17 protein-coding genes and 1 pseudogene are annotated in these 21248 nt (G+C 72.2%); 7 read left to right on the forward strand and 11 right to left on the reverse strand.

The window, feature by feature from the left end; all coding sequences use genetic code 11:
- Window position 1: 1 nt before the first annotated feature.
- From ACZ7CD_RS33855 to ACZ7CD_RS33900, 10 genes are read right to left on the reverse strand one after another with little or no spacing between them, the layout of a single operon-like run.
- The gene (locus ACZ7CD_RS33855; protein ID WP_470371885.1) at window positions 2-1231 is read right to left on the reverse strand and encodes a sulfate adenylyltransferase subunit 1; all 1230 of its coding nucleotides are present in this window, start codon (window positions 1229-1231) and stop codon (window positions 2-4) included.
- Window positions 1231-2157 (reverse strand): sulfate adenylyltransferase subunit CysD, encoded by a 927-nt coding sequence (gene cysD, locus ACZ7CD_RS33860; protein ID WP_360397149.1) that lies wholly within the window; start codon window positions 2155-2157, stop codon window positions 1231-1233. The genes ACZ7CD_RS33855 and cysD overlap by 1 nt, the downstream gene beginning before the upstream one ends.
- Window positions 2154-2723 (reverse strand): adenylyl-sulfate kinase, encoded by a 570-nt coding sequence (cysC, locus tag ACZ7CD_RS33865; protein ID WP_360397150.1) that lies wholly within the window; start codon window positions 2721-2723, stop codon window positions 2154-2156. Before cysC ends, cysD begins: the two co-directional genes overlap by 4 nt.
- On the reverse strand, window positions 2720-3973 hold the full coding sequence (locus ACZ7CD_RS33870) for an FAD-binding protein (protein WP_360397151.1): 1254 nt from the start codon (window positions 3971-3973) through the stop codon (window positions 2720-2722). Before ACZ7CD_RS33870 ends, cysC begins: the two co-directional genes overlap by 4 nt.
- Complete coding sequence (locus ACZ7CD_RS33875; RefSeq protein WP_470380521.1) at window positions 3970-5538, reverse strand: alpha-amylase family glycosyl hydrolase; 1569 nt, start codon at window positions 5536-5538, stop codon at window positions 3970-3972. Before ACZ7CD_RS33875 ends, ACZ7CD_RS33870 begins: the two co-directional genes overlap by 4 nt.
- A complete protein-coding gene (locus ACZ7CD_RS33880; protein ID WP_470380522.1) occupies window positions 5535-6509 on the reverse strand; it encodes an aldo/keto reductase in 975 nt (324 codons plus the stop codon). The genes ACZ7CD_RS33875 and ACZ7CD_RS33880 overlap by 4 nt, the downstream gene beginning before the upstream one ends.
- Entirely contained in the window at window positions 6509-7918 is a 1410-nt protein-coding gene (locus ACZ7CD_RS33885; protein WP_360397154.1) for a glycosyltransferase, read from the reverse strand. Before ACZ7CD_RS33885 ends, ACZ7CD_RS33880 begins: the two co-directional genes overlap by 1 nt.
- Window positions 7911-11336 (reverse strand): DUF4915 domain-containing protein, encoded by a 3426-nt coding sequence (locus tag ACZ7CD_RS33890; RefSeq protein WP_470380523.1) that lies wholly within the window; start codon window positions 11334-11336, stop codon window positions 7911-7913. Before ACZ7CD_RS33890 ends, ACZ7CD_RS33885 begins: the two co-directional genes overlap by 8 nt.
- Window positions 11336-13546, reverse strand: a complete 2211-nt coding sequence (locus tag ACZ7CD_RS33895; protein ID WP_470380524.1) for an HAD-IA family hydrolase — start codon at window positions 13544-13546, stop codon at window positions 11336-11338. The genes ACZ7CD_RS33890 and ACZ7CD_RS33895 overlap by 1 nt, the downstream gene beginning before the upstream one ends.
- 3 nt (window positions 13547-13549) lie before the next feature.
- Window positions 13550-14179: a transaldolase family protein gene (locus ACZ7CD_RS33900; RefSeq protein WP_458433873.1), complete on the reverse strand. Its 630-nt coding sequence runs from the start codon at window positions 14177-14179 to the stop codon at window positions 13550-13552.
- A 267-nt stretch (window positions 14180-14446) separates the two neighbouring features.
- On the opposite strand from ACZ7CD_RS33900, the gene hrcA reads away from it, so the two are divergent.
- The 6 genes from hrcA to ACZ7CD_RS33930 all read left to right on the forward strand — a co-directional run bounded on the left by hrcA (window position 14447) and on the right by ACZ7CD_RS33930 (window position 19498).
- Entirely contained in the window at window positions 14447-15469 is a 1023-nt protein-coding gene (gene hrcA, locus ACZ7CD_RS33905; RefSeq protein WP_360397158.1) for a heat-inducible transcriptional repressor HrcA, read from the forward strand.
- A gap of 41 nt (window positions 15470-15510) precedes the next feature.
- On the forward strand, window positions 15511-16662 hold the full coding sequence (dnaJ, locus tag ACZ7CD_RS33910; protein WP_360397446.1) for a molecular chaperone DnaJ: 1152 nt from the start codon (window positions 15511-15513) through the stop codon (window positions 16660-16662).
- Complete coding sequence (locus tag ACZ7CD_RS33915; protein ID WP_470375764.1) at window positions 16659-17393, forward strand: 16S rRNA (uracil(1498)-N(3))-methyltransferase; 735 nt, start codon at window positions 16659-16661, stop codon at window positions 17391-17393. The genes dnaJ and ACZ7CD_RS33915 overlap by 4 nt, the downstream gene beginning before the upstream one ends.
- 509 nt (window positions 17394-17902) lie before the next feature.
- Window positions 17903-18559 carry an alpha/beta hydrolase family protein gene (locus ACZ7CD_RS33920; protein ID WP_470380525.1) on the forward strand — a complete coding sequence of 219 codons (657 nt, stop codon included), beginning with the start codon at window positions 17903-17905 and terminating at the stop codon, window positions 18557-18559.
- A 9-nt stretch (window positions 18560-18568) separates the two neighbouring features.
- A complete protein-coding gene (locus tag ACZ7CD_RS33925) occupies window positions 18569-19159 on the forward strand; it encodes a TetR/AcrR family transcriptional regulator (RefSeq protein ID WP_360397161.1) in 591 nt (196 codons plus the stop codon).
- Window positions 19160-19180: 21 nt separating this feature from the next.
- Window positions 19181-19498: an HIT domain-containing protein gene (locus ACZ7CD_RS33930; RefSeq protein WP_458433869.1), complete on the forward strand. Its 318-nt coding sequence runs from the start codon at window positions 19181-19183 to the stop codon at window positions 19496-19498.
- A gap of 162 nt (window positions 19499-19660) precedes the next feature.
- On the opposite strand, the gene ACZ7CD_RS33935 is transcribed toward ACZ7CD_RS33930, so the two are convergent.
- The gene (locus ACZ7CD_RS33935) at window positions 19661-20452 is read right to left on the reverse strand and encodes a GNAT family N-acetyltransferase (RefSeq protein ID WP_470380526.1); all 792 of its coding nucleotides are present in this window, start codon (window positions 20450-20452) and stop codon (window positions 19661-19663) included.
- A 103-nt stretch (window positions 20453-20555) separates the two neighbouring features.
- Between ACZ7CD_RS33935 and ACZ7CD_RS33940 the strand changes: the two are divergent.
- Window positions 20556-21248 (forward strand): annotated as a pseudogene (locus ACZ7CD_RS33940) (PhoH family protein); the annotation flags it as partial.

Genomic DNA, 21248 nt, shown 5'->3' on the forward strand with positions numbered 1-21248 from the left:
GTCACACCGCCTCGATCAGCCCGACCGCCGCCGTGCCGCCGCTGCCCTCCTCGACCAGCACGAACCCGCCGGTGGCACGGCTGTCGCGGTACCGGTCCGCCACCAGCGGGTCGGCGAACCGCAGCCGGATCGTGCCGATGTCGTTGAGCCCCAGCGACTCCGCGGGCTCGGAGCCGAACGTGCTCACGTTCAGCCGGCTCTCCACCGCCTCGACGACGGCCCGCGACTCGCTGGTGGTGTGCCGCACGACGTACCGCGCGCCCGGTTCCAGCGGGGTGCCGGTCATCCAGCACACGGTCGCCGCCACCGCGGAGGTGACGGTGCCGGGCGTACCGGTGCTGATCATCGCGCCGCGGCCGGCGTCGAGGTCGTCGGCGATGCTGACCACGACGGACTGGCCGGTCGTGGCGCAGGACAGCGGCCCGTCGTAGGTGTCGATCGCGGTGATCGTGGTCTGCCAGCCGCCGGGCTGCACCACCACCGGGTCGCCGACGTGCAGCGTGCCGGAGGCGACCCGCCCGCCGTAGCCGCGGAAGTCGCGGTGCTCCGGCGTGCGCGGCCGGATCACCAGCTGCACCGCGAACCGGCCACCGGGTGAGGGTGCCGGCGGCAGCACCAGGTCCTCCAGGTGCGCGAGCAGCGGAACGCCGCCGTACCAGGGGGTCTCGTCCGACGGGGTCACCACGTTGTCGCCGCGCAGCGCCGAGATCGGGATCGCGGTCCACGAGCTGTCGCAGACCCGCGCGAACTCGGCGACCACCTCGTCGAACACGTCCTCGCGGTAGCCGGCCAGGTCCATCTTGTTCACCGCCAGCACCACGTGCCGGATGCCGAGCAGGCCCGCGATGGCGGTGTGCCGCCGGGACTGCTCGGTCAGGCCGGTCCGCGCGTCCACCAGCACGACGGCGACGTCGGCGGTCGACGCCCCGGTCACCATGTTGCGGGTGTACTGGACGTGCCCCGGTGTGTCGGCGAGGACGAACGACCGCTTCGGCGTCGCGAAGTACCGGTACGCCACGTCGATCGTGATGCCCTGTTCCCGTTCCGCGCGCAGGCCGTCCACCAGCAGCGCGAGGTCGGTCTCCGCGTACCCGCGGCGCCGGCTCGCCGACGTCACGGCCTGGAGCTGGTCGGCGAGCACGGCCTTGGAGTCGTGCAGCAGCCGGCCGATCAGCGTGCTCTTGCCGTCGTCGACGCTGCCCGCCGTCGCTACCCGCAGCAGTCCCGGCATCAGAAGTACCCCTCCCGTTTGCGGTCTTCCATGGCGGCCTCGGAGGCGCGGTCGTCCGCGCGGGTGGCGCCGCGTTCGGTCAGCGTGCTCGCCGCGACCTCGTCGACCACCTCGTCCACAGTGGACGCGTCGGAGCGCACGGCGCCGGTGCACGTGGTGTCGCCGACGGTCCGGTAGCGCACGGTCTCGACGCACACCTCCTCGTTCTCGAATGGAGGTGTGAACGGGGTGACGGCGATGAGCATGCCGTCGCGCCGCACGACCTCCCGCCGGTGCGCGTAGTAGATGGACGGCACCTCGATGCCCTCGCGGCGGATGTAGCCCCACACGTCGAGCTCGGTCCAGTTCGACAGCGGGAACACCCGGACGTGCTCACCGGCGCGGTGCCGGCCGTTGTAGAGGTCCCACAGCTCGGGCCGCTGGTTGCGCGGGTCCCACCGGCCGAACTCGTCGCGCACCGAGAACACCCGTTCCTTCGCGCGGGCCTTCTCCTCGTCGCGCCGCGCCCCGCCGAGCACCGCGGTGAACCGGTGCCCGGCGATGGCGTCGAGCAGCGTGACGGTCTGCAGCGGGTTGCGCAGCTGGCCGGGCTGCTCGGTGACCCGGCCGCGGTCGATCGAGTCCTGCACGGAGGCCACGACCAGCTCGACGCCGAGCTCGGCCACCCTGCGGTCGCGGAACTCGACCACCTCGGGGAAGTTGTGGCCGGTGTCGACGTGCATGACGGGGAACGGGATCTTCCCCGGCCAGCAGGCCTTCTCGGCCAGCCGGAGCATGACGATGGAGTCCTTGCCGCCGCTGAACAGCAGCACCGGCCGGTCGAACGTCGCCACCACCTCCCGCAGGATGTGGATCGACTCGTCCTCTAGGTCGGCGAGCGCGGCCTCCCGGTCGCCCAGCCGGTGGTCCACCGCGGTCAGCGTCATCGCAGCATTCCCTTCTCGCACAGCAGGGCCACCACCGCGTCGGCGCTGTCGTCCACGGTGTTGCCGCGGGTGTCCAGCCGCAGCTCCGGTGCGGGCGGTGGCTCGTAGACGTCGTCGACCCCGGTCAGGCCGCGGATCGCGCCGGCGCGCTGCTGGGCGTACAGGCCCTTCACGTCCCGTTCGGAGCACTCCTCCACGGGCGTCGCGACGTGCACCTCGACGAACGGCGTGCCGCTCGCCTGATGGCGCCTGCGGACCTGGTCGCGGGCCGCGCGGAACGGGGAGATCACCGCGGCGAACACGAGCACGCCGTTGCGCGCCAGCAGGTCCGCGACGAACCCGATGCGGTCGATGTTGGCCTCGCGGTCGGCGCGGGAGAAGCCGAGGCCCGCGGACAGCGTCTGCCGCACCTCGTCCCCGTCGAGCAGCTCGACCCGGCCGGTCGGCAACCGGTCGGCCACCGCCCTGCTGAGCGTGCTCTTGCCCGCGCTGGGCAGGCCGGTGAACCAGACGGTGCCGCCGCCGTTGACGGCGAGCGGCGACGTGTAGCCGGCAACGTGCGTCACCTGTTCCTCCCGGAGGTGTCGGGACCGGTGAAGTGGCGGTCCGTGAAGGCGTTGGTGAACTTCCCGGCCGGGTCGTAGCGGTGCAGCAAGGCCCGGAAGTCCGGCATGCGCTCGTACTCGGCGGTCGCCACGGACGTCTTCGCCCAGTGCGGCCGTGGCGAGAACGGCGCGAGCTGCCGTTCCACGAGCTCCACGACCGGCAGCACGACCGACATGTCGGAGGTCCACGTGAAGTGGATGCTCACCGTCTCGCGGCCGTAGCAGGTGCTCAGCCAGAAGTCGTCGCGCGCCGCCGTGCGGACCTCGCAGATCTGCAGCGCCGGCCGGATCCGCTCGCGCACCTCGCCGAGCGCGCGCAGGGCGGCGACGGCGTCGGTCGCCGGGATCATGTACTCGGACTGCAGCTCGTCACCGGAGCTGCTCGGCGGCTGGTCGGAGCGGAAGTGCGGCAGCCGTTCGAACCACGGCCCCGGCACGCCGCCCTGGGTGGTGCAGCTGACCGGGTCCACGCCGTCGACCGGGTGCCGCGGCCCGTCGGCGGGCACGGCGGTGAACCACGACGGCAGCGTCGCCGGCTCGTCCACGCGTTCCTGCACCCACACCTGCGTGAGCACCGGTTCTCGCCAGTCGGTGAACAGGCACACGCTGTACGCGCACGACATGAGCTCGGCGAAGTGGTCGTCGAGCACCTCCAGCGGCAGGCCCTCGTACACGCGTTGCCGCACCTGGTAGGTCGGCACGAGGTCCAGCGTCAGGTGCGTGACCACGCCCAGCGACCCCAGCCCGACGACGACGCCGGCGAAGTCGGGGTCGTCGCGGCCGATGCCGACGACGTCGCCGTCGGCGGTCACCAGCTCGAGCTCGCGGACCGCCGCGGACAGCACCTGGTTGCGCACGCCCGAGCCGTGCGTGGCCGTCGCGACCGCCCCGCCGACGCTGATGTGCGGCAACGACGCCATCGCCGGCAACGCGAAGCCCGCCGCGTCCAGCCGGGGTGCCAGCTCGGCGTAGCTCAGCCCGGCCGCCACCCGCGCCGTGGCACGGGTGGCGTCGACGTCGACGACGGGCGGCAGGTCGGCCACCGACACCAGCACACCGGGGCAGTCGGCCAGGTCGTTGAACGAGTGGCGGGTGCCCAGCGCCCGCACGTGCCCGGCGTGCGCGACGGTCTTGCGCACCTGCTCGACGGTGGCCGGCCGCACGAACTCGGTCGCGGTGTAGTGGACATTACCGGCCCAGTTGCTGGTCACGGCCCCGCCTCCGCGTCTGCCGGGTCGCCCGCGGTGAGCTTCAGCACGACGCCCTCGTGGTCGCTCAGCTCCAGCGGTCGCAGCGTGACGACGCCCTCGCGGTCGGTCCGGGTGGACAGCTCGACCCGCCCGGCGGCGGCACCGGGCACGTCGAACGCCACCGGGTGGCCGGCGAAGTTCAACGCCACCAGCAGGTCGCCCCGCCGGTAGGCGAACACGTCCGCCGGGCTGTCCAGCGACACGTAGCCGCCGCGCAGCAGGTCCTCGCTGCCGCGCCGGTAGGCGATCAGCCGCCGGTACAGGTTGAGCAGCGACCCGGGGTCGTCCTCCTGTGCCTCGACGTTGACCATGTGCTGGTCGGCGGCCAGCGGCAGCCACGGCGTACCGGTGGTGAACCCGCCGGTGGCGTCCCACTGCATCGGCGTGCGCTGCCCGTCGCGCCCGTCCACGTCCTGCTCCAGGGCGGGCGGGGCGTCGGCCATGCCGATCTCCTCGCCGTAGTAGACGCAGGCGACACCGCGCAGGGTCAGCATCATCATCGCGGCGACCGGGGCGTGCTCGGCCCCGTACCGGCTCACGGTCCGCGAGATGTCGTGGGTGGACAACGCGTAGGTGGGCACCGCGTCGGTCCGGGTGTGGGCGATCAGCCCGTCGACGCACGCGCGGAACGCCCTGGCGTCCCACGGCTGCTCCCAGAACGCGATGTGGAACGCCGTCTGCATCCCGTCGCCGCCGAAGTAGGTGGCGAGCCGGGCGTCGTCGCTGATCGGCACCTCGCCCAGCGCGAACCGGTCGCCGTACCCGTCGAGCACGACCCGCATGTCGCGCAGCACGTCGTGCACCTCGGGCAGGTCCAGGTTGCGCTGCCGCACCGAGGGGTGCGTGAAGTGCCGGCGCGCGTGGGCGACCTCCGGCGGGTTGTCGCGCAGTTGCGGGTCCTTCATCAGCCGGTGCGCGACGTCGATGCGGAACCCGTCCACCCCGCGGTCGAGCCAGAACTGCCACACCTTGCGGATCGCCGCGTGCACGTCCGGGTTGCGCCAGTTCAGGTCGGGCTGGCCGGGCGTGAAGCTGTGCAGGTAGTACTGCCCGGTCGGCTCGTCGAGCCGCCACGCCGTGCCGCAGCGCTCGAACGCGCTGAGCCAGTTGTTCGGCGGGCCGCCGTCCGGTGCGGGGTCGGCCCAGATGTACCAGTCCCGCCGGGGGTTCGTGCGGTCCGACCGCGACTCCAGGAACCACGGGTGCCGGTCGGACGTGTGGTTCATGACGATGTCGACGACGACCCGGATGCCGCGCTCGTGCGCCGCCGCCACCATCGCGTCGAAGTCGTCCAGCGTCCCGTGGACGGGGTCGACCGACTCGTAGTCGCTGATGTCGTAGCCGAAGTCGGCCTGCGGTGACGGGTAGAACGGCGAGAGCCAGATCGCGTCGGCACCGAGCCGCGCCACGTGGTCCAGCCGGGCGGTGATGCCGGGCAGGTCGCCGATGCCGTCACCGTTCGAGTCGGCGAAGCTGCGCGGGTAGATCTGGTAGAGGACGGCGTCGCGCCACCACGGGCCGCTCATAGGTCCACCTTCGTCATTCCTGCCGCGAAGTACCGGTCACCCCGCACGGCACCGGGTGGTGCGACCTCGTCGAGCAGGGCCAGCTCGTCCGCCGACAGCTCCACGTCGAGCGCGCCGGTGTTCTCCTTGAGCCGCACGGAGTTCTTCGTGCCGGGGATGGGGACGACGCCCTGGCGCAGCACCCACGCGATCGCGAGCTGCGCGACGGAGACGCCCTTGGCCCAGGCCAGCTCGGCGACCCGCGCGACGACCTCGTTGTTGTGCGCCAGGTTCTCCGGCTGGAACCGGGGGAGCTGCCGGCGGAAGTCGTCCGGCCGCAGGTCCTCGAACCGGCTGAACCGGCCGGTGAGCATGCCCCGTCCCAGCGGCGAGTAGGCGACGAACCCGATGCCCAGCTCCCGCAGCACGCCGAACAGCTCGGCCTCGGGGTCGCGGCTCACGAGCGAGTACTCGGTCTGCACCGCGGTCACCGGGTGCACGGCGTGCACCCGCCGGACCGTCGCCGGCGCTGCCTCGCAGATGCCCAGGTGCCGGACCTTGCCCTCCCGCACCAGCTCCGCCATGGCACCCCAGGTGTCCTCCAGCGGGACGCCCTTGTCGATGCGGTGCTGGTAGTAGAGGTCGATGTGGTCGACCCCGAGGCGCCGCAACGACCCCTCGCAGGAGGTGCGCACGTACTCCGGGTGGCCGTTCACGCCGACGTTGTCGCCCGCGCCGTTCTTGAGGTTGCCGAACTTGGTCGCGATGACGACGTCGTCGCGGCGGCCGCGCACCGCCCGGCCGACCAGCTCCTCGTTGGTGTACGGGCCGTACATGTCCGCGGTGTCCAGGAACGTGACGCCGAGGTCGAGCGCCTCCAGCAACGTGCGCAGCGACTCGGTGTCGTCCCAGGTGTCGTAGAACTGCGACATGCCCATGCAGCCGAGGCCGAGGTCGGACACGACCGGCCCGTTCGCTCCGAGCGCGCGCATCACACCACCTCCACGGTCACGGCGGACCTGATGAGCCCGGCCCAGTCGGTCAGGTGCCGGTCGGGCAGGTAGCACTCGCTCACCCGCCGCCGGGCGCCCTCACCGAGCCGGCGCGCCAGCACCGGGTCGGTGAGCAGCCGCCGGATCAGCGCCGCCGTCGTGGCCAGGTCGTGCGGGTCGTCGACGAGCAGGCCGGACTCGCCGTGCACGATCTGCTCGCGCAGCCCGCCGACCGCGCTCGCGACCAGCGGCTTGCCCTTCCACATCGCCTCGGTCGCGGTGAGGCCGAAGCCCTCGGCGATGCTCTTCTGCACCACCGCGGTCGCGTGCCGCTGCAACGCGTTGACCACCAGCGCGTTCTCCCGCAGGTCGGTCATCGGCAGGCAGAGCAGCTGGACGCGCCGGCGGTGCTCGACCGGCAGGGCCTTCCACTGCTCCACGCACTCGTCCCAGAACCGGTGGGCGTCCGGGTCGTCGGCGACACCGACGACGTCCGCGCCCGCCAGCGTGAGGCAGGAGTTCTCGACATCGGCGTCGAGGAACGCCCGCAGCACCCCGGCCATGTCCTTCAGCTCGTCCCACCGCGACACCTGCACCACCATCGGCACGTCGGCCGTTGGCGCGACCTCGCGGACGATGGTCGCCTTGTGCCGCACGGTGACCTGCTCGCCCACGGGCGGACGGATGGTCACCGGGTCCGCGGTGCCCGCGACGATCTCGGTGCGCCGCAGGATCGCAAGCGTTTGCTCGTCCGTGAGCTCCAGGTTCTTGGGGGCGCACGGGTCGATCGACGGCGGGATGATGTGCGGCCGCGGCGCCCAGTCCGGGCAGGCGTTCCGGGTGAGGAACACCGTGGCGTCGGCGTTCTCCACGAACCTGCGCAGGAACGCCCAGCCCTCCTCGGTGTGCTCGTTCGGTTCGTCCGTGCCGATGTGCCTGCGCCACACCGCCGTCGCACCGAGCCTGCGGGCGACGTCGACCAGACCGGCCGGCTGCGCCTCGTGCACGACCACCAGGTCGCCGGGCCGGATCCGGGCCGCGAGCGCGCCGCCTTCCCGCTCGGTCGTCGCGCGGTAGTGCTGCAGCTGCTCCGGTCCCAGCGGCTCGGAGTCGCCGGGCGCGCCGTACAGCCTGGTGCACAACCGCTTCGCGATGGCGAAGAACTCGGCGTCACCGTCGATGACCAGCCAGCGCGTGTCGATCCCGAGTGCGCGGGCCAGCGGCATCAGCGCGTGCAGCAGCTCGGCCACGCCGCCGCCCGCGGCCGTCGAGTTGACGTTCCACACGGTCCGGCCGTGCAGCGCCCTCGACGCCTCCTCCGCGGTGTCCCGCAGCGCTTCCATCCGTTCGTCGCCGAACACCTCCCGGTACGGGGTCAGCGGTGCGGCTCCTATCGCGACCTCATGCACGGGCCACCTCCTCGGGTGCGGCCTTCTTCTGCTGCTCGAAGCCCTCGGTGATCCACACGCCGGACCAGAACTCCGGGTCGGAGGGCAGGACCAGCTCGATCAGCGTCGGCCCTGTCTCCTCGGCGGCCACCTGCAACGCCTGCGCGAACGTCTCCAGCCGGGTGGCGCTGCGGTCGCGGTCGAGCCACTCGCCCAGGTCCACCCGCCAGCTGCGCACGCCCCACGCCTCGGCGATGTCGACGTACCGCATGCCCGCGGCGTTGTCGAGGTACTGGCCGTGGCCCGCGTCGAGCCAGCCCGACGGCCGCGACTGCTTGCGCAACGACACCGCGCCACCGTTGTTGCACACGATGAACGTGACCGGCGCGGACTCCTGCACGGCGGCCGCGAGGCCCTGCACCGAGTTCGTGAAGCCCTGGTCGCCCAGGGTGCAGAACACCTTCGCCGCCGGCTCGCCCAGCGCGAGGCCGGTCGCGATCGTGATGCCGCAGCCGACGAACCCGCCGTGCCCGCCGAACACCCGCAGCCCGTGCGGGAACTGGTCGTAGTCCTCGGCGAGCATGCCGCCGAACATCTGGCTGTCGTCGACCAGCACGGCCCGGCGCCGCGACCGCGCAGCGGCAGCGCCGATCGCCCGTGCCACCCCGGTGCGGATCACGGCGGCCTCCGCCGGCGGCGTCTCCCCCGCGGGAGCGGGCTCGTCGGAGAGCCCGGTGTACCAGCTGCCGTCGAGGTCGGGTGCCTCGTCGGTCAGCTCGCGCAGCGCGGCCACGACGTCACCGGCCACCAGCACGTCACCGGCTTCGAGGTAGCCGTTCTTCTCCACGGCCGCGGGCTTCGTGTTCACCGCGATCTTCGGGCAGTCCGGCAGCGGGCCGACCACCCGCGGGTACATGTTGCGGTCCTCCAGCGTGATCAGCAGGTCGGTCGTGTCGAGCACCGCGCGGTGCATCGGCGACTTCGGGTCGTACCAGCCGATGAACTCCGGCACGTCCGCGGTGTGCAGCCGTTCGAACAGCATCGGGCCGCGGCGGTACTTCACCTGCAGCACCGGTGCTCCGGTGCGGGCGCAGAACGCGGCCAGCGCGGCCTGCACGCCCCGGTGGGTCAGCGCGTAGTCGTCGATCAGCACCGCGGGCCTGCGGGCGACCGCGAGCAGCTCGGCCGCCCGGTTCAGCGCGCCCTCGTCGAACGCGGGCTGCTCGGCGACCGGGATGAGCGGCAGCGCCGTCAGCGGCAGCCACTCCGCCTCGGCCACGTCCTGCGGCAGCGCGAACAGCACCGGCCCGTGCGGGGCCTGGCGGACGTCGTCGATGGCCTGCAACAGCTTCGTGCCGAACTCCTCGACGTAGCCGCGCGGGTCGTCCTTCGGCACGGCACCGAGCTCGAACCACGACTTGGCGAAGTCGCCGGAGGCCGCGATCAGGTCCGGTTCGCCGTGCGGCGGCAGGAACGGCTGCGACCCGGTCGACGGCATGCCGACCACGGCCAGCGTGCCCATCTCGTTGCGGCGCAGGTCCGCCAGCGCACCCAGCGCGTTGGTGAGGCCACGCGCGCCGTGCAGGACCGCCGCACCGGTGCCCGCCTGCAGTCGGCTCGCGCCACCGGCCTGGAACAGCGACTCGCGGTCGCCGCGGCCGTTGACGAGCAGCCCGACCCGCGCCAGCGCGTCGCACAGCGCCAGCTCGGACGTGCCGGCGTAGGCGAACGCGACCCTGGTGCCGCAGCGGTGCAACGCGAGCGCGACGGCCTCGGCGCCGGTGAGCTTGACGTCGTCGTAGTCCGGGATCGCCGCCAGCACCATGTGCTCGATGGCGGACGCGGACCCGCGCAGCACGGCGGCGACGGCCTCGACGAACGCGTCGGTGCCGTGCTCCTGCACCAGGCCGAGGGTGAGGCCGTTGTACGTGCCGGTCGGGCGGCTCAGCAGCGTCCGCACGACGTCGGACACCGTGCCGCCGGAGTTGCAGGCGGTGCGGACCTCGTTGGGGTACAGGCCGAACCCGCTCAGCGCCTCGTAGTCGGGGTGACCGGAGACGACGCTGACGTCGAGCACCAGCGCGCTGTCCTGGTCGAGCTGGTCGAACGGGACGCCGTTGTCCTGGGCGAGCGTGACGTGCAGTTTGTAGAGCCCCGGCAGGTCCGGCACGCGGGTGCGGACGGGCACGCGGGTGACGGCCTCCGGCGGCAGCGACTGGGGGAGCGCCGACCGGATCGGCTGGGTGGGCACCTCGCTGCCGTCGGCGGCGGTCCAGCGGTGCACCACGCGCACCGGGAACGGCGGTGCCGGCGTCAGCACGCCCGCACCGGTGTTGCGCACCAGGCAGTCCAGCGTCAGCAGGCCACCCGCCTCCGCGTCGTCGACGACCGGGCCGTCCAGCGTGATCGAGGCGTGGCACTCGTCCTCGGCCAGCGGGTCGCCGACCGCCCACAGCCGCCGCGGCCGCACGCCGAGCCGGTCGAACATCTGCCACTGGCCCTGCTCGTGCACGCGGGTCTGGTTGGCGCCGAAGCCCTGCCGCGCGCCCTCGACGAGCGCGGCCGGTGCGAGCGCCAGCGCGTAGACCTCGCGGGCGGGCAGGTTTACCACGCCGAGGACCGACCAGCTCGCCCGGTCGACCACCGCGACCGCCGCCGTCTCGACCGAGGTCGCGGCGTGCCGGTGCGGGCTCAGGCCGACGAACAGGTGGTTGCCCGCGGCGACCAGGCCGCGCGGCCAGCCGGGCAGGGCGAGCCTGCGCTGCTGGGTGCGGTCGGTGTCGTCGATCTCGACCAGGTCACCGGTCGCGGAGTCGCAGACCAGCCACGTGCCGTCGGCGTAGTACGGGTTGTGCGGTGCCTTCAGCCCCTCCAGGACCGGTTCGCCGGTCTCCAGGTCGACCACGCGGCCGCTCGCGGGCTTGCCGTTCTCGTCCCAGCCGCGGCGGCGCAGGAACTCGCCGAACCCGCACACGACGGTGCGGTCGCCGTAGCGGGCGAGGCTGTTGAGGTGCCAGCTGTCCGCCTCGCCGGGGGCCTGCCAGCGCCACGCCACCTCACCGTCGGGGCCGACGCACTGCACCTCGTTCTGCATGGTCGCGGCGACCAGCACGTTGCCGTCGACGACGAGGATGTCGTGCGGCGTGGAGACGTTGTCGAGCCGGTGGTAGCGGCGCACCCCCGTCTCGTCGTAGACCACGAGCTCGGCGGGGCTCCCGTCGGCGCTCCACAGGCAGCGGTACAGCAGGCCCTCGCCGGCGCACAGACCCGAGCTGGAGATCCGGTCGATCTCCTCCACGGCCTCGCCGATCGCGAACAGGCCACCGCCGATCGTGTGGTGCGCGTCGAAGCAGGACGCCAGCAGCCGGTGCCCGTCGGGCAACAGCCCGTCGAGCCCGATCAGCTCCGCGGTGCTCTTCCTGTCGGTCGTGAGACTCATCAGGACTCCTGCCTGTCTCGCGTGGTGGAAAGAACGGTGTCGGCGATCGCCTCCGGGTCGTCCCCGGTGTCGACGACGACGTCGAAGCCGCCGTAGGCCAGCACTGCCTCGCGCTCGGGGTCGGTGCCCGGCAGCGCGACCGCGCGGCGTTCGCCCTGGTGCTTCTGGATCTCCTCGACGGCCGCGGCGATGCGGTCGTGGTCGCGGCCCGCGACCGCCACGTGCGCGGCGGAGGCGGTGAGCCGTTCCGCGACGCCGATCGCGACGTCGTCCGGCAGACCCGTGACGAGCACGACCTGACCGGCCAGCCGCCCGTCGCGGGGGACCAGCTGCGGTTTCATCCGGATCAGCGGCCAGTACTCGTCGGCGGTGCTCTGCTCCTCGGTGAGCGTGACGTAGCCACCGGCCGCGTCGGCGGCGCGGATGACGGTCATCGTCTGTCCGAAGTGGTCGGCGCACAGCCGTGCCTTCGCCGCGTCCGGGCCGGAGCAGACGACACCGATGCCGGGCAGCACGACGACGTGCGGTGCGTCGGTGCGTTTGGTGGTGGGGAAGGAGATGTACCGCTCGAAGACCGCGTTGTACCACTCCTGGTGGCGTTTGATGCCGTCCTCGATGGACTCGCCGGGTGCCGGCACGAGCGGCCGGTGGCCGGCGGTGACCACGTGGTCGGGGCAGCCGGGACCCACCTGGCTCAGCTCGGGCCCGCGGGCCGACGAGGCGAACGCGACCGCCTGCTCGCTGCGGTCCACGTGCAGGATCTCGCCGCCCAACGCCTTGCGCAGCACGGGAAGCACCTCGACGAGCACGTCCTCGGGGTGCTCGTGGCGCGGCACGACCTGGCCGCCGAGGTCGGCCGGCCGGCTGATCGCGCGGCGCAGCGCGGTGGTGGACCGGGCGACGGCCTCCAGCGAGTTGCGGTAGCACTGCTCGCTCGTGCCGGCCCAGGTGAAGATGCCGTGGTTGGCGAGCAGGACGAACCGTGCCCGCGGGCTCGACCGGATCTTGCGGCCCAGCTCGCGGGCCACGTCCACGTCGAACTGCCGGTAGTCGAACCAGATGGCCTCCTCGCCGAACTCCTCCTCGGCGTACTTGCGGCCGTCCGGGAACGACGTGAGCGCGATGACCGCGTCCGGGTGGCAGTGGTCGACGTGCTCGGCCGGGATGAACGCGTGCGTGAGCGTCTCGATGCCGGGCCGCTTCTGGCCGGGCCGCAGCCCGCTCGCGACCAGGTGGTCGACCATCTCGCGCTCGTCCATCGGGCCGCCGTCGAGCACCGGCAGCAGGTCGTCCAGCCGCAGCACCGGGAAGTCCTCGTGCGTGGTCACCGCGCCGTCGCAGCCCCACGAGCTCATCCACAGCACCGCGGTGGGCTCGCCGAACTGGTCGGGCGTGACGCCCTTGACCGAGAAGTTGCCGCCGCCCTCCCTGGTGAGCGCCGGGTCGGCGCCGACCAGGTGCGAGCGGTAGACCACCTCGTCCGGCCCGACGAGCGCGTCCGCGACGGCGGCGTCCCAGCGGTCCCGCGGCTCCGTGAACAGGTCGGCCGGCACGAACGGCAGCTCGCGCTCCGGCGTGCGCAGGGCACCACCGCCGAACGAGACCTCCCGGAAGTCGCGCACCACCGCGGCGGCACCGGCCGCGCACACGGCGGCCTCGCGGTGCGGCGGTGCCAGCGCGACGCACGTGGCGCCCGCGGCGACCGCCGAGGTGATGCCGCTGTCGGCGTCCTCGAACACGACGCACCGCTCGACCGGCACGCCGAGCCGGTGCGCGGCGAGCGCGTAGCAGGCCGGGTCCGGCTTGCCGTGCTCCACGTCGGCGGAGGTGACCGTGACGTCGAACTCCAGCCCGAGCTGCCTCAGCACCGCCGCCGCCTTGTACGGCTCGGCACCGGTGACCAGCGCGACCGGCGTCCTGGTCGCGCGCAGCGACCCGAGCAGCGGCAGGACACCGGGGATCGTGGAGTAGTGCAGGGTCTCGTTGTTGATCCGCATCAGCTCGTAGACCTCGGGGTGGCGGTCCGCCGGGATCATCGGGAAGAGCTCGCGCAACGTGTGCAGCGCGCTGCGCCCGTACACGTGCCGGTCCAGGTCCGCCGCGCTGATCGAGAACCCGTGCGAGCGCGCCAGGTCCTGCCAGAAGTCGGCGACCGACGCCTCGGTGTCGACCAGCACCCCGTCCATGTCGAAGAGCACCGCCTCGAACACGGCTCAGCCCCCGTACTCGCCGGCGAAGGCCTGCTCGGCCTCCAGCGCGGCGGGGTGGGCGAGGACCTGGGTGAGCACGCCCAGCGGCGCGGTGACCGCGTCCGCGCCGTCGGCGAACGCCTGGGTGAACTGCCCGGCGTTCTTCACCGATGCCGCGACGATGCGGGTGCTCCCGCGCCGCAGGGCGGCGAGCTGGCGGACGAGGTCGTTGCCGATGCGCGGGTCGCGCCACGCGCGGTCGACGTAGGGGATCACGCTCGCCGCGCCGATCGCCTCGGCGATGATCATGGCGTTGGGCGACTGGGCCGCGGTCAGCGAGACCGGCACGCCCTCGCGCACGAGCCGCTGGGCGAGGACGGCACCGCCGGGGGTCGCCGGCACCTTGAGCACGATGCGCTCCGGTGCGAGCTTCCACGCCTGCAGCGCCTCGTCGAGCAGGTCGCCGTGCGCGCCCGTCGGCTGGTAGTACACCTCGGGGAAGTCGGTCGCGGCCAGCAGCTCGGCCGCGTGCGTGAGCGGGTCGGAGGTGACTTGGCGCAGCAGCGTCGGGTTCGTCGTGACGCCGGTGACGAAGCCGAGCGCTGCCGCGGCGGACACGTCGTTCAGATCAGCGGAGTCCAGCAGGACGGTCATGTGGATCGAAGCCCCCGTGTCGTCGGCAGGTGACTTCGAAGCTACGAACGGGCAGGCCCCTCTCCGGCGGTTCACGGCGGACCTGCCGCCCAACTGCCGCTTCCGCTGCCGTCCTACTTCGACCCGATGTCCAATACATTGGATATCGGCGCCCGAGCCGGCCTGAGGCCTGGTTGAGCCCGGTCACAGCAGCTTCACGGACGTGGCACCCCGCAGGAAACCGGCTGGGTAAACTCGGGAGCAGTGGGACACGGGAGGTGAACAGCGGTGAACTCCGATGAGCGTCGGTTCGAGGTGCTGCGCGCCATCGTCGCCGACTACGTGTCCAACCAGGAGCCCGTCGGGTCGAAGGCCCTGGTCGAGCGGCACAACCTGGGTGTGTCGAGCGCGACCGTGCGCAACGACATGGCCGCGCTGGAGGACGAGGGCCTGATCGCCCAGCCGCACACCAGCGCGGGCCGCGTGCCGACGGACAAGGGCTACCGCCTCTTCGTCGACCGGCTGAGCGAGATCAAGCCGCTCTCGCAGGCCGAGCGGCGGGCCATCCGCAGCTTCCTCGACGGGGCGCTCGACCTCGACGACGTGATGCGCCGCAGCGTGCGGTTGCTCGCCCAGCTGACCAGGCAGGTCGCGGTGATCCAGGTGCCGACCCTGTCGCGTGCGGCCGTGCGGCACCTGGAGGTGCTGCCCATCACACCGGCGCGGCTCATGCTGGTGCTGATCACCGACACCGGCCGCGTCGACCAGCGGATCGTCGAGCTGGGCGACGTCGTCTCCGAACAGGACGTGGCCGACCTGCGCGCGTCGCTGAACCAGGCGATGGCGGGCAAGAAGCTGTCCGACGCGAGCGCCAAGGTCGCCGAGCTGCCCGACGAGATCCGCCAGGACCTGCGCGACCCGATGCTGCGCCTCGCGACGGTGCTGATCGAGACGCTCGTCGAGCACCCGGAGGAACGGCTCGTGCTCGGCGGCACCGCGAACCTCACCCGCAACGTCGCGGACTTCCCCGGCTCGTTGCGCCAGGTGCTGGAGGCGCTGGAGGAGCAGGTCGTGGTGCTGAAGCTCCTGGCCGCCTCGCGCGACCCCGGCCGTGTCATGGTGTACATCGGGGAGGAGAACGAGGCCGCCGAGATGCGCAGCACCTCAGTGGTGTCCATCGGGTACGGCAGCCGCGACAACCCGCTGGGCGGCTTGGGCGTCGTGGGACCGACGCGCATGGACTACCCGGGAACCATGGCGGCCGTCCGCGCGGTCGCCAACTACGTCGGTGAGATCCTGACCGGTCGTTGAACCAGGACTTGTGCTGAAAGATGAACACGAAAGCGAACAAGGTGGCCAGGGATTACTACGGCATCCTCGGTGTGGCGCAGAACGCGACACAGGATGAGATCAAGCGCGCCTACCGCAAGCTCGCAAGGCAGCTGCACCCGGACGTCAATCCCAACGAGGAGGCCCGCTTCAAGGAGGTGACGGCCGCCTACGAGGTGTTGTCGAACCCCGAGAAGCGCCGCGTCGTCGACCTCGGCGGCGACCCGCTCGACTCCGGTGGCGGACGCGGCGGCGGTGACCCGTTCGCGGGCTTCGGCCTCGGCGACATCATGGACGCGTTCTTCGGCGCCTCGGGCGGCGGTGGTGGTGGCCGCGGTCCGCGCAGCCGCGTGCAGCCGGGCTCGGACGCGCTGATCCGCCTCGACATGACGCTGGAGGAGTGCGCCTCCGGCGCCAGCCGCGAGCTGACCGTCGACACCGCGATCCTCTGCGACCGCTGCCACGGCGCCGGCACCGCCGGCGACTCCAAGCCGATCCGCTGCGACACCTGCAACGGCCGCGGCGAGGTCCAGTCCGTGCAGCGCTCGTTCCTCGGCCAGGTCGTCACGTCCCGCCCGTGCCCGGTCTGCCGCGGCTACGGCGAGGTCATCCCCGACCCGTGCCAGCAGTGCGCCGGCGACGGCCGCACCCGCTCGCGCCGCACCATCTCGGTCAACATCCCCGCGGGTGTCGCCGAGGGCATGCGCGTGCGCCTCGCGGGCCAGGGCGAGGTCGGCCCCGGCGGTGGCCCCGCGGGCGACCTGTACGTCGAGGTCGAGGAGCACCCGCACGAGATCTTCGAACGCGACGGCGCCGACCTGCACTGCGTCGTGCAGATCCCGATGACGACCGCCGCGCTCGGCGCCACGCTGCCGCTGAAGACGCTCGACGGCGAGGAGGAGCTGCAGATCGACCCCGGCACGCAGCCCAACACGCAGCTGGTGCTCACCGGCCGCGGCATGCCGAAGCTGCGCTCCACCGGCCGCGTCGACGGCCGCGGCGACCTGCACGTGCACCTCGACGTCGTCGTGCCGACCAAGCTCGACGCGGCCCAGTCCACGCTGCTGCGCGAACTGGCTGAGCTGCGCGGCGAGAGCGAACCGTCCCTGTCGCACAACGGCAAGGGCGGCGGCGGGCTGTTCTCCCGCCTGCGCTCCTCCCGCGGCAACCGGTGACCCTGCCGGTCTTCCTCGTCCCCGCGCTGCCCTCGGGCGAGTCGTTCGTGCTGGACGGCCCCGAGGGCCGGCACGCGGCGACGGTCAAACGGCTGCGCGCCGACGAGGAGCTCGTGCTCTCCGACGGCTCCGGCACCCAGGTCCGCTGCGTCGTCGTGGCGGTCCTGGACAAGGACGCCCTGTCGCTGCGCGTCGTCGAACGCTGGACCGAACCCGAACCGGCCCCCCGCGTCGTCCTCGCCCAGGCGCTCGTGAAGGGCGACCGCGGCGAGCTCGCCGTCGAACTGGCCACCGAGGCCGGCGTCGACGGCGTGCTGCCCTGGCGCGCCGCCCGATGCGTCGCCAAGTGGGAGGACGGCCCGCGCGGCGCCAAAGCACTGGGCCGCTGGCGGTCCACGGTCCGCGAAGCGGCCAAGCAGGCCCGCCGCGCCCGCGTGCCGTTCGTCGACGAACCGGTCAGCACCGCGCAGCTGGCACAGCGCGTGTCGTCCTCGGCGCTGACGCTCGTGTTGCACGAAAGCGCCACCGACCGGCTCGCCGACGTCGCACTGCCCACCGCCGGGGACGTCCTGCTCGTCGTGGGGCCCGAAGGCGGGATCACCCCCGACGAGCTCGACGCGTTGCGATCTTCGGGTGCACGAGTGGTCCGATTGGGCCCAACTGTTCTGCGTGCATCTACCGCCGCAGCCGTTGCTCTTGGTGCCATCGGGGTGCTCACCCCCCGCTGGTGACCCCGGTCACTCCCGAGATGAACACCCGATGGATTGGCTTGACGAGAGTTGTAGCGAATCCCAGGCCCTCGGGGTTACCCTTGTCCACAGAGGGGATGATTGGTCTATCCGGAAACGGAGTAGACGATTAGGCCCTTCTGCCCAAAAGACTCGCCGGACACCTCCCCCCTCGGTCCGGCGTCGGCGCCTCGCGGCGAAGCGACCCCCAGGCTTCGGACCGCGGGGCGCCTCCTTATTTCTCCCGCCTCGCGCGCTCGGCGCTGCGCGCCTTCGCCGCTTGGCGAAAGAAGGGTGTTTTTTGGGGGCCGAGCCCCCAAACCCCAGCCGGGTGGCTTCGCCCCCGGACCCCCGGACCAGGTGCCTGCTGCCCTCATCTGCTGCCCCTCCTCTGCCGTCCCTCCTCACCCTCACCTGCTCTTTTTGGGCCTTCCCGCCTGCCCTTTCCGGCTCGTTTCCCTCTTCGCTGGCGGCGGCCTTGCCGTTCCGGTGATTGGCGTAGGTTCGGGTGTGTGCAGCGGATTGCTTACGGTGACCACCCCAGTCAGTTCGGTGAGCTTTACGTTCCTGCAGGGACTGCGGAGGGTGCTGTTGTCGTCATCCACGGTGGTTTTTGGCATCAGCGGTACGGGCTCGAGTTGGGGCGGCCACTTGCCGATGTGCTCGTGCGGCGCGGATTCACCGTGTGGAACGTCGAATATCGGCGCGTCGGCGGTGGCGGTGGGTGGCCGGTAACCGGACAGGACGTGCTGGCCGCCATTGATGCCGTCGACATCGGGCCCGTCGTGACATTGGGGCACAGCGCCGGGGGACACCTCGCCGTGTGGGCCGCCAAGCACAGCGACCGGGTCGTCGGCGCGGTCGCGCAGGCCGCGGTCCTCGACTTCACCCGGCACATCACCGCACGGGCGCTGGAGCTGTGCACCGAGGAGCAGTTCGCCGAGGCGTCACCGGCCGCGCTGGTGCCGATCGGCAAACCGGTGGTGTGCGTGCACGGCGACCGCGACGAGGACGTGCCCGTCGAGCAGAGCACCGGGTTCTGCGCCGTGGAGCCGCAGGCGGAGCTCGTCGTCGTCGAGGGCGCCGGGCACATGGACGTGATCACCCCCGGCACGGCGTCCTGGCAGCGGTGCGAGGAGGCGGTCGTCCGGCTGGCGCGCGGCTGCTAGAAAGGGCCGGTGCCGAAGGTTGTCGACCACGAGGAACGCCGCCGCGAGCTGGCCGAGGCCGTCTGGCGCATCGTGCGGCGCGACGGGATCGACCACGCCTCCGTGCGGGCCGTAGCGGCCGAGTCCGGGTGGTCCAGCGGGTCGCTGCGCCACTACTTCCCGACGCAGGACTCGCTGCTGGGCTTCGCGATGGAGCTCGCCTACCGGCGGTTCCTCGCCCGGTTCGAGCAGATCGACCCCGCGCTCGGCAACCGCGAGCGCGTGGCGGCGATCGCCCACGAGATGCTCGCGCTGGACGAGGACCGGCGGGTCGAGGCGGCGGTGCTGCTGTCGTTCCTGCCGCGGGCACTGGTGGAACCGTCGCTGCGCGAGCTGGAGCGCTACGGCACGCGCGAGCTGTACAACGAGGTCGCGCGCGTGTTCGCCGCCGCGGCGGAAGCAGGCGAGCTGCGCGCCGGCGTGGTGCCGTTGAAGGCGGCCCGGCGGTTCATCGCGCTGGTCGACGGGCTCAACGTCCACCACCAGCTCGGGCCCGACGAGCTCACCGCCGAGGAGATGACCGAGGCGGTCGACGACCAGCTGGCCGCCCTGTTCCGCTGAACCCCGCTAGCGTGTGAGCGCATGGCCTGTTTGTTCTGCAGCATCGTCCAAGGCGAGATCCCGGCGACCGTCGTGCACGAGACCGCGACGACGCTGGCGTTCCGCGACATCCACCCCAAGGCACCCGTGCACGTGCTGCTGATCCCGCGCGAGCACGTCCCGCACGCCGTGGCACTCGACCGCGACCAGCTCGGCGACCTCTTCGCCGCCGCGAAGGAGGTCGCCGAGGCCGAGGGCGTCGCGGAGAGCGGCTACCGGCTGCAGTTCAACACCGGGACCGACGGCGGGCAGGAGGTCTTCCACGCCCACCTGCACCTGCTCGGCGGCAAACGCCTCTGACGAGGGGCCTTCCACCCGGGTGGCCTTGCCCCACCACCTCAGACCGTGCTTGCTCGAGCTCGACGACCTTCGTACCGAGGTCGTCGAGCTCGCGATATATCGGATATCGGCGTGGTCAGCTCGCCCGTGTGCAAGCGCGGCGGTTCCCGTCGAGTCCCCGCGTCACCCGAGTGCGTGCGAAGCGGGGGCGAAGTAGCGCGACCGGTCACTCGGCACGTCGTCGGCACCGCACACCATCAACGTGCACCCGCCGCCACCCTGCTCGAACCCCCGTCCCCGCAGGAAGGCCGCCACCTCGGCGTCACCGGTGTCCACGCGGACCCGGCCCGCACCGGCGGCCACGTCCACGAGCATCGCGCACGCGACCTCGGCCGACGGCGCGATCAGCGGCCCCACGGTCTCCCCGGCCGGGTTCGGCCGCGTCGCGACGACACCCTCCGCCGACATCAGCACCCGGTACGGCGACGCCGGGTCGAGCAGCCGCTCCCACAGCAACGGTCGCGTGAACCCGCTCACCTCCTCGTCCAGCGCGACGAGCACAGGCAGGTCCGCGGGCGTCGCCGGCCGCGTCCTCCCGCTCGCGGGACCGGCGAGCTCGCCCTGGAACTCGACCGTTGCCCCGACGGGGTGAAAGCCGAGCCGCGCGTACAGCGGCTCACCCATGGCCGTCGCGAACAGCACCGAAGGACTGATGTCCAACACATTGGTCATGAGCTGAGTGCCGATGCCCCTGCGTCCCGCCCACGAACCCACCAGCACACCGCTGATGGCCTGCATCTGCGGGTACGGCGTCGTCACCGCGGTGCCGAGCAACCCGGTCTCGTCGAACGCGCCCCACGCCGGCCCCAGCGCGAGCATCAGCTCCCACTGCTCGGGCGTCCAGGCCCAACCCCGGTCCGTGATGAGCTTCATGCAGTCGGGTACGTCGGCGACGGTCAGCCTGCGGATCTCCACAACCGGTGAGCACACACGGTGAGCAATCCGGTAGCCACTCATTTTCGGCCGGACTAGCATCGTGGCCATCAGATCCGAGCGACAGGAAGCAGGCCGGGGCCTCGTGGCCGAAGAAACACAGCAGAGCAACAAGGAAGGTCAGTCCCGGTTCGCCGTGCCCGACGGTGCGGTGCTCAGCCTGCTGGGGTCGCGCGACGAGAACCTCCGGCTCGCCGAGGAACTGCTCGACGCCGACGTCCACGTGCGCGGGAACGAGATCACCCTCTCCGGCGCCCCCGCCGACGTCGCCTTCGCGGAACGCGTGTTCACCGAGCTCGTCACCCTCGCGAGCCGCGGCCAGGCCGTCGACACCAACACCGTCCGCCGCACCGTCGCCATGCTGAGCGCGAACACGGACGAGTCGCCCGCCGAGGTCCTGAGCCTCGACATCATCAGCCGCCGCGGCCGCACCATCCGGCCGAAGACGCTGAACCAGAAGCACTACGTCGACGCCATCGACAAGAACACGATCGTGTTCGGCATCGGCCCCGCGGGCACCGGCAAGACCTACCTCGCCATGGCCAAGGCCGTCCAGGCCCTGCAGGCCAAGCAGGTCAACCGCATCATCCTGACCCGCCCGGCCGTCGAGGCCGGCGAACGCCTCGGCTACCTGCCCGGCACCCTGTACGAGAAGATCGACCCGTACCTGCGCCCGCTCTACGACGCGCTGCACGACATGGTCGACCCGGAGTCGATCCCGCGCCTCACGCAGGCGGGCACGATCGAGGTCGCACCCCTCGCCTACATGCGCGGCCGC

Source organism: Lentzea sp. NPDC036949 (genome assembly GCF_055608075.1).

Coding starts and splice junctions, on each gene's coding strand:
- ACZ7CD_RS33855 (WP_470371885.1), bottom strand. CDS start 1,231: ATGCCGGGACTGCTGCGGGTAGCGACGGCGGGCAGCGTCGACGACGGC.
- cysD (WP_360397149.1), bottom strand. CDS start 2,157: ATGACGCTGACCGCGGTGGACCACCGGCTGGGCGACCGGGAGGCCGCG.
- ACZ7CD_RS33875 (WP_470380521.1), bottom strand. CDS start 5,538: ATGAGCGGCCCGTGGTGGCGCGACGCCGTCCTCTACCAGATCTACCCG.
- ACZ7CD_RS33880 (WP_470380522.1), bottom strand. CDS start 6,509: ATGCGCGCGCTCGGAGCGAACGGGCCGGTCGTGTCCGACCTCGGCCTC.
- ACZ7CD_RS33890 (WP_470380523.1), bottom strand. CDS start 11,336: ATGAGTCTCACGACCGACAGGAAGAGCACCGCGGAGCTGATCGGGCTC.
- ACZ7CD_RS33900 (WP_458433873.1), bottom strand. CDS start 14,179: ATGACCGTCCTGCTGGACTCCGCTGATCTGAACGACGTGTCCGCCGCG.
- ACZ7CD_RS33930 (WP_458433869.1), top strand. CDS start 19,181: ATGGCCTGTTTGTTCTGCAGCATCGTCCAAGGCGAGATCCCGGCGACC.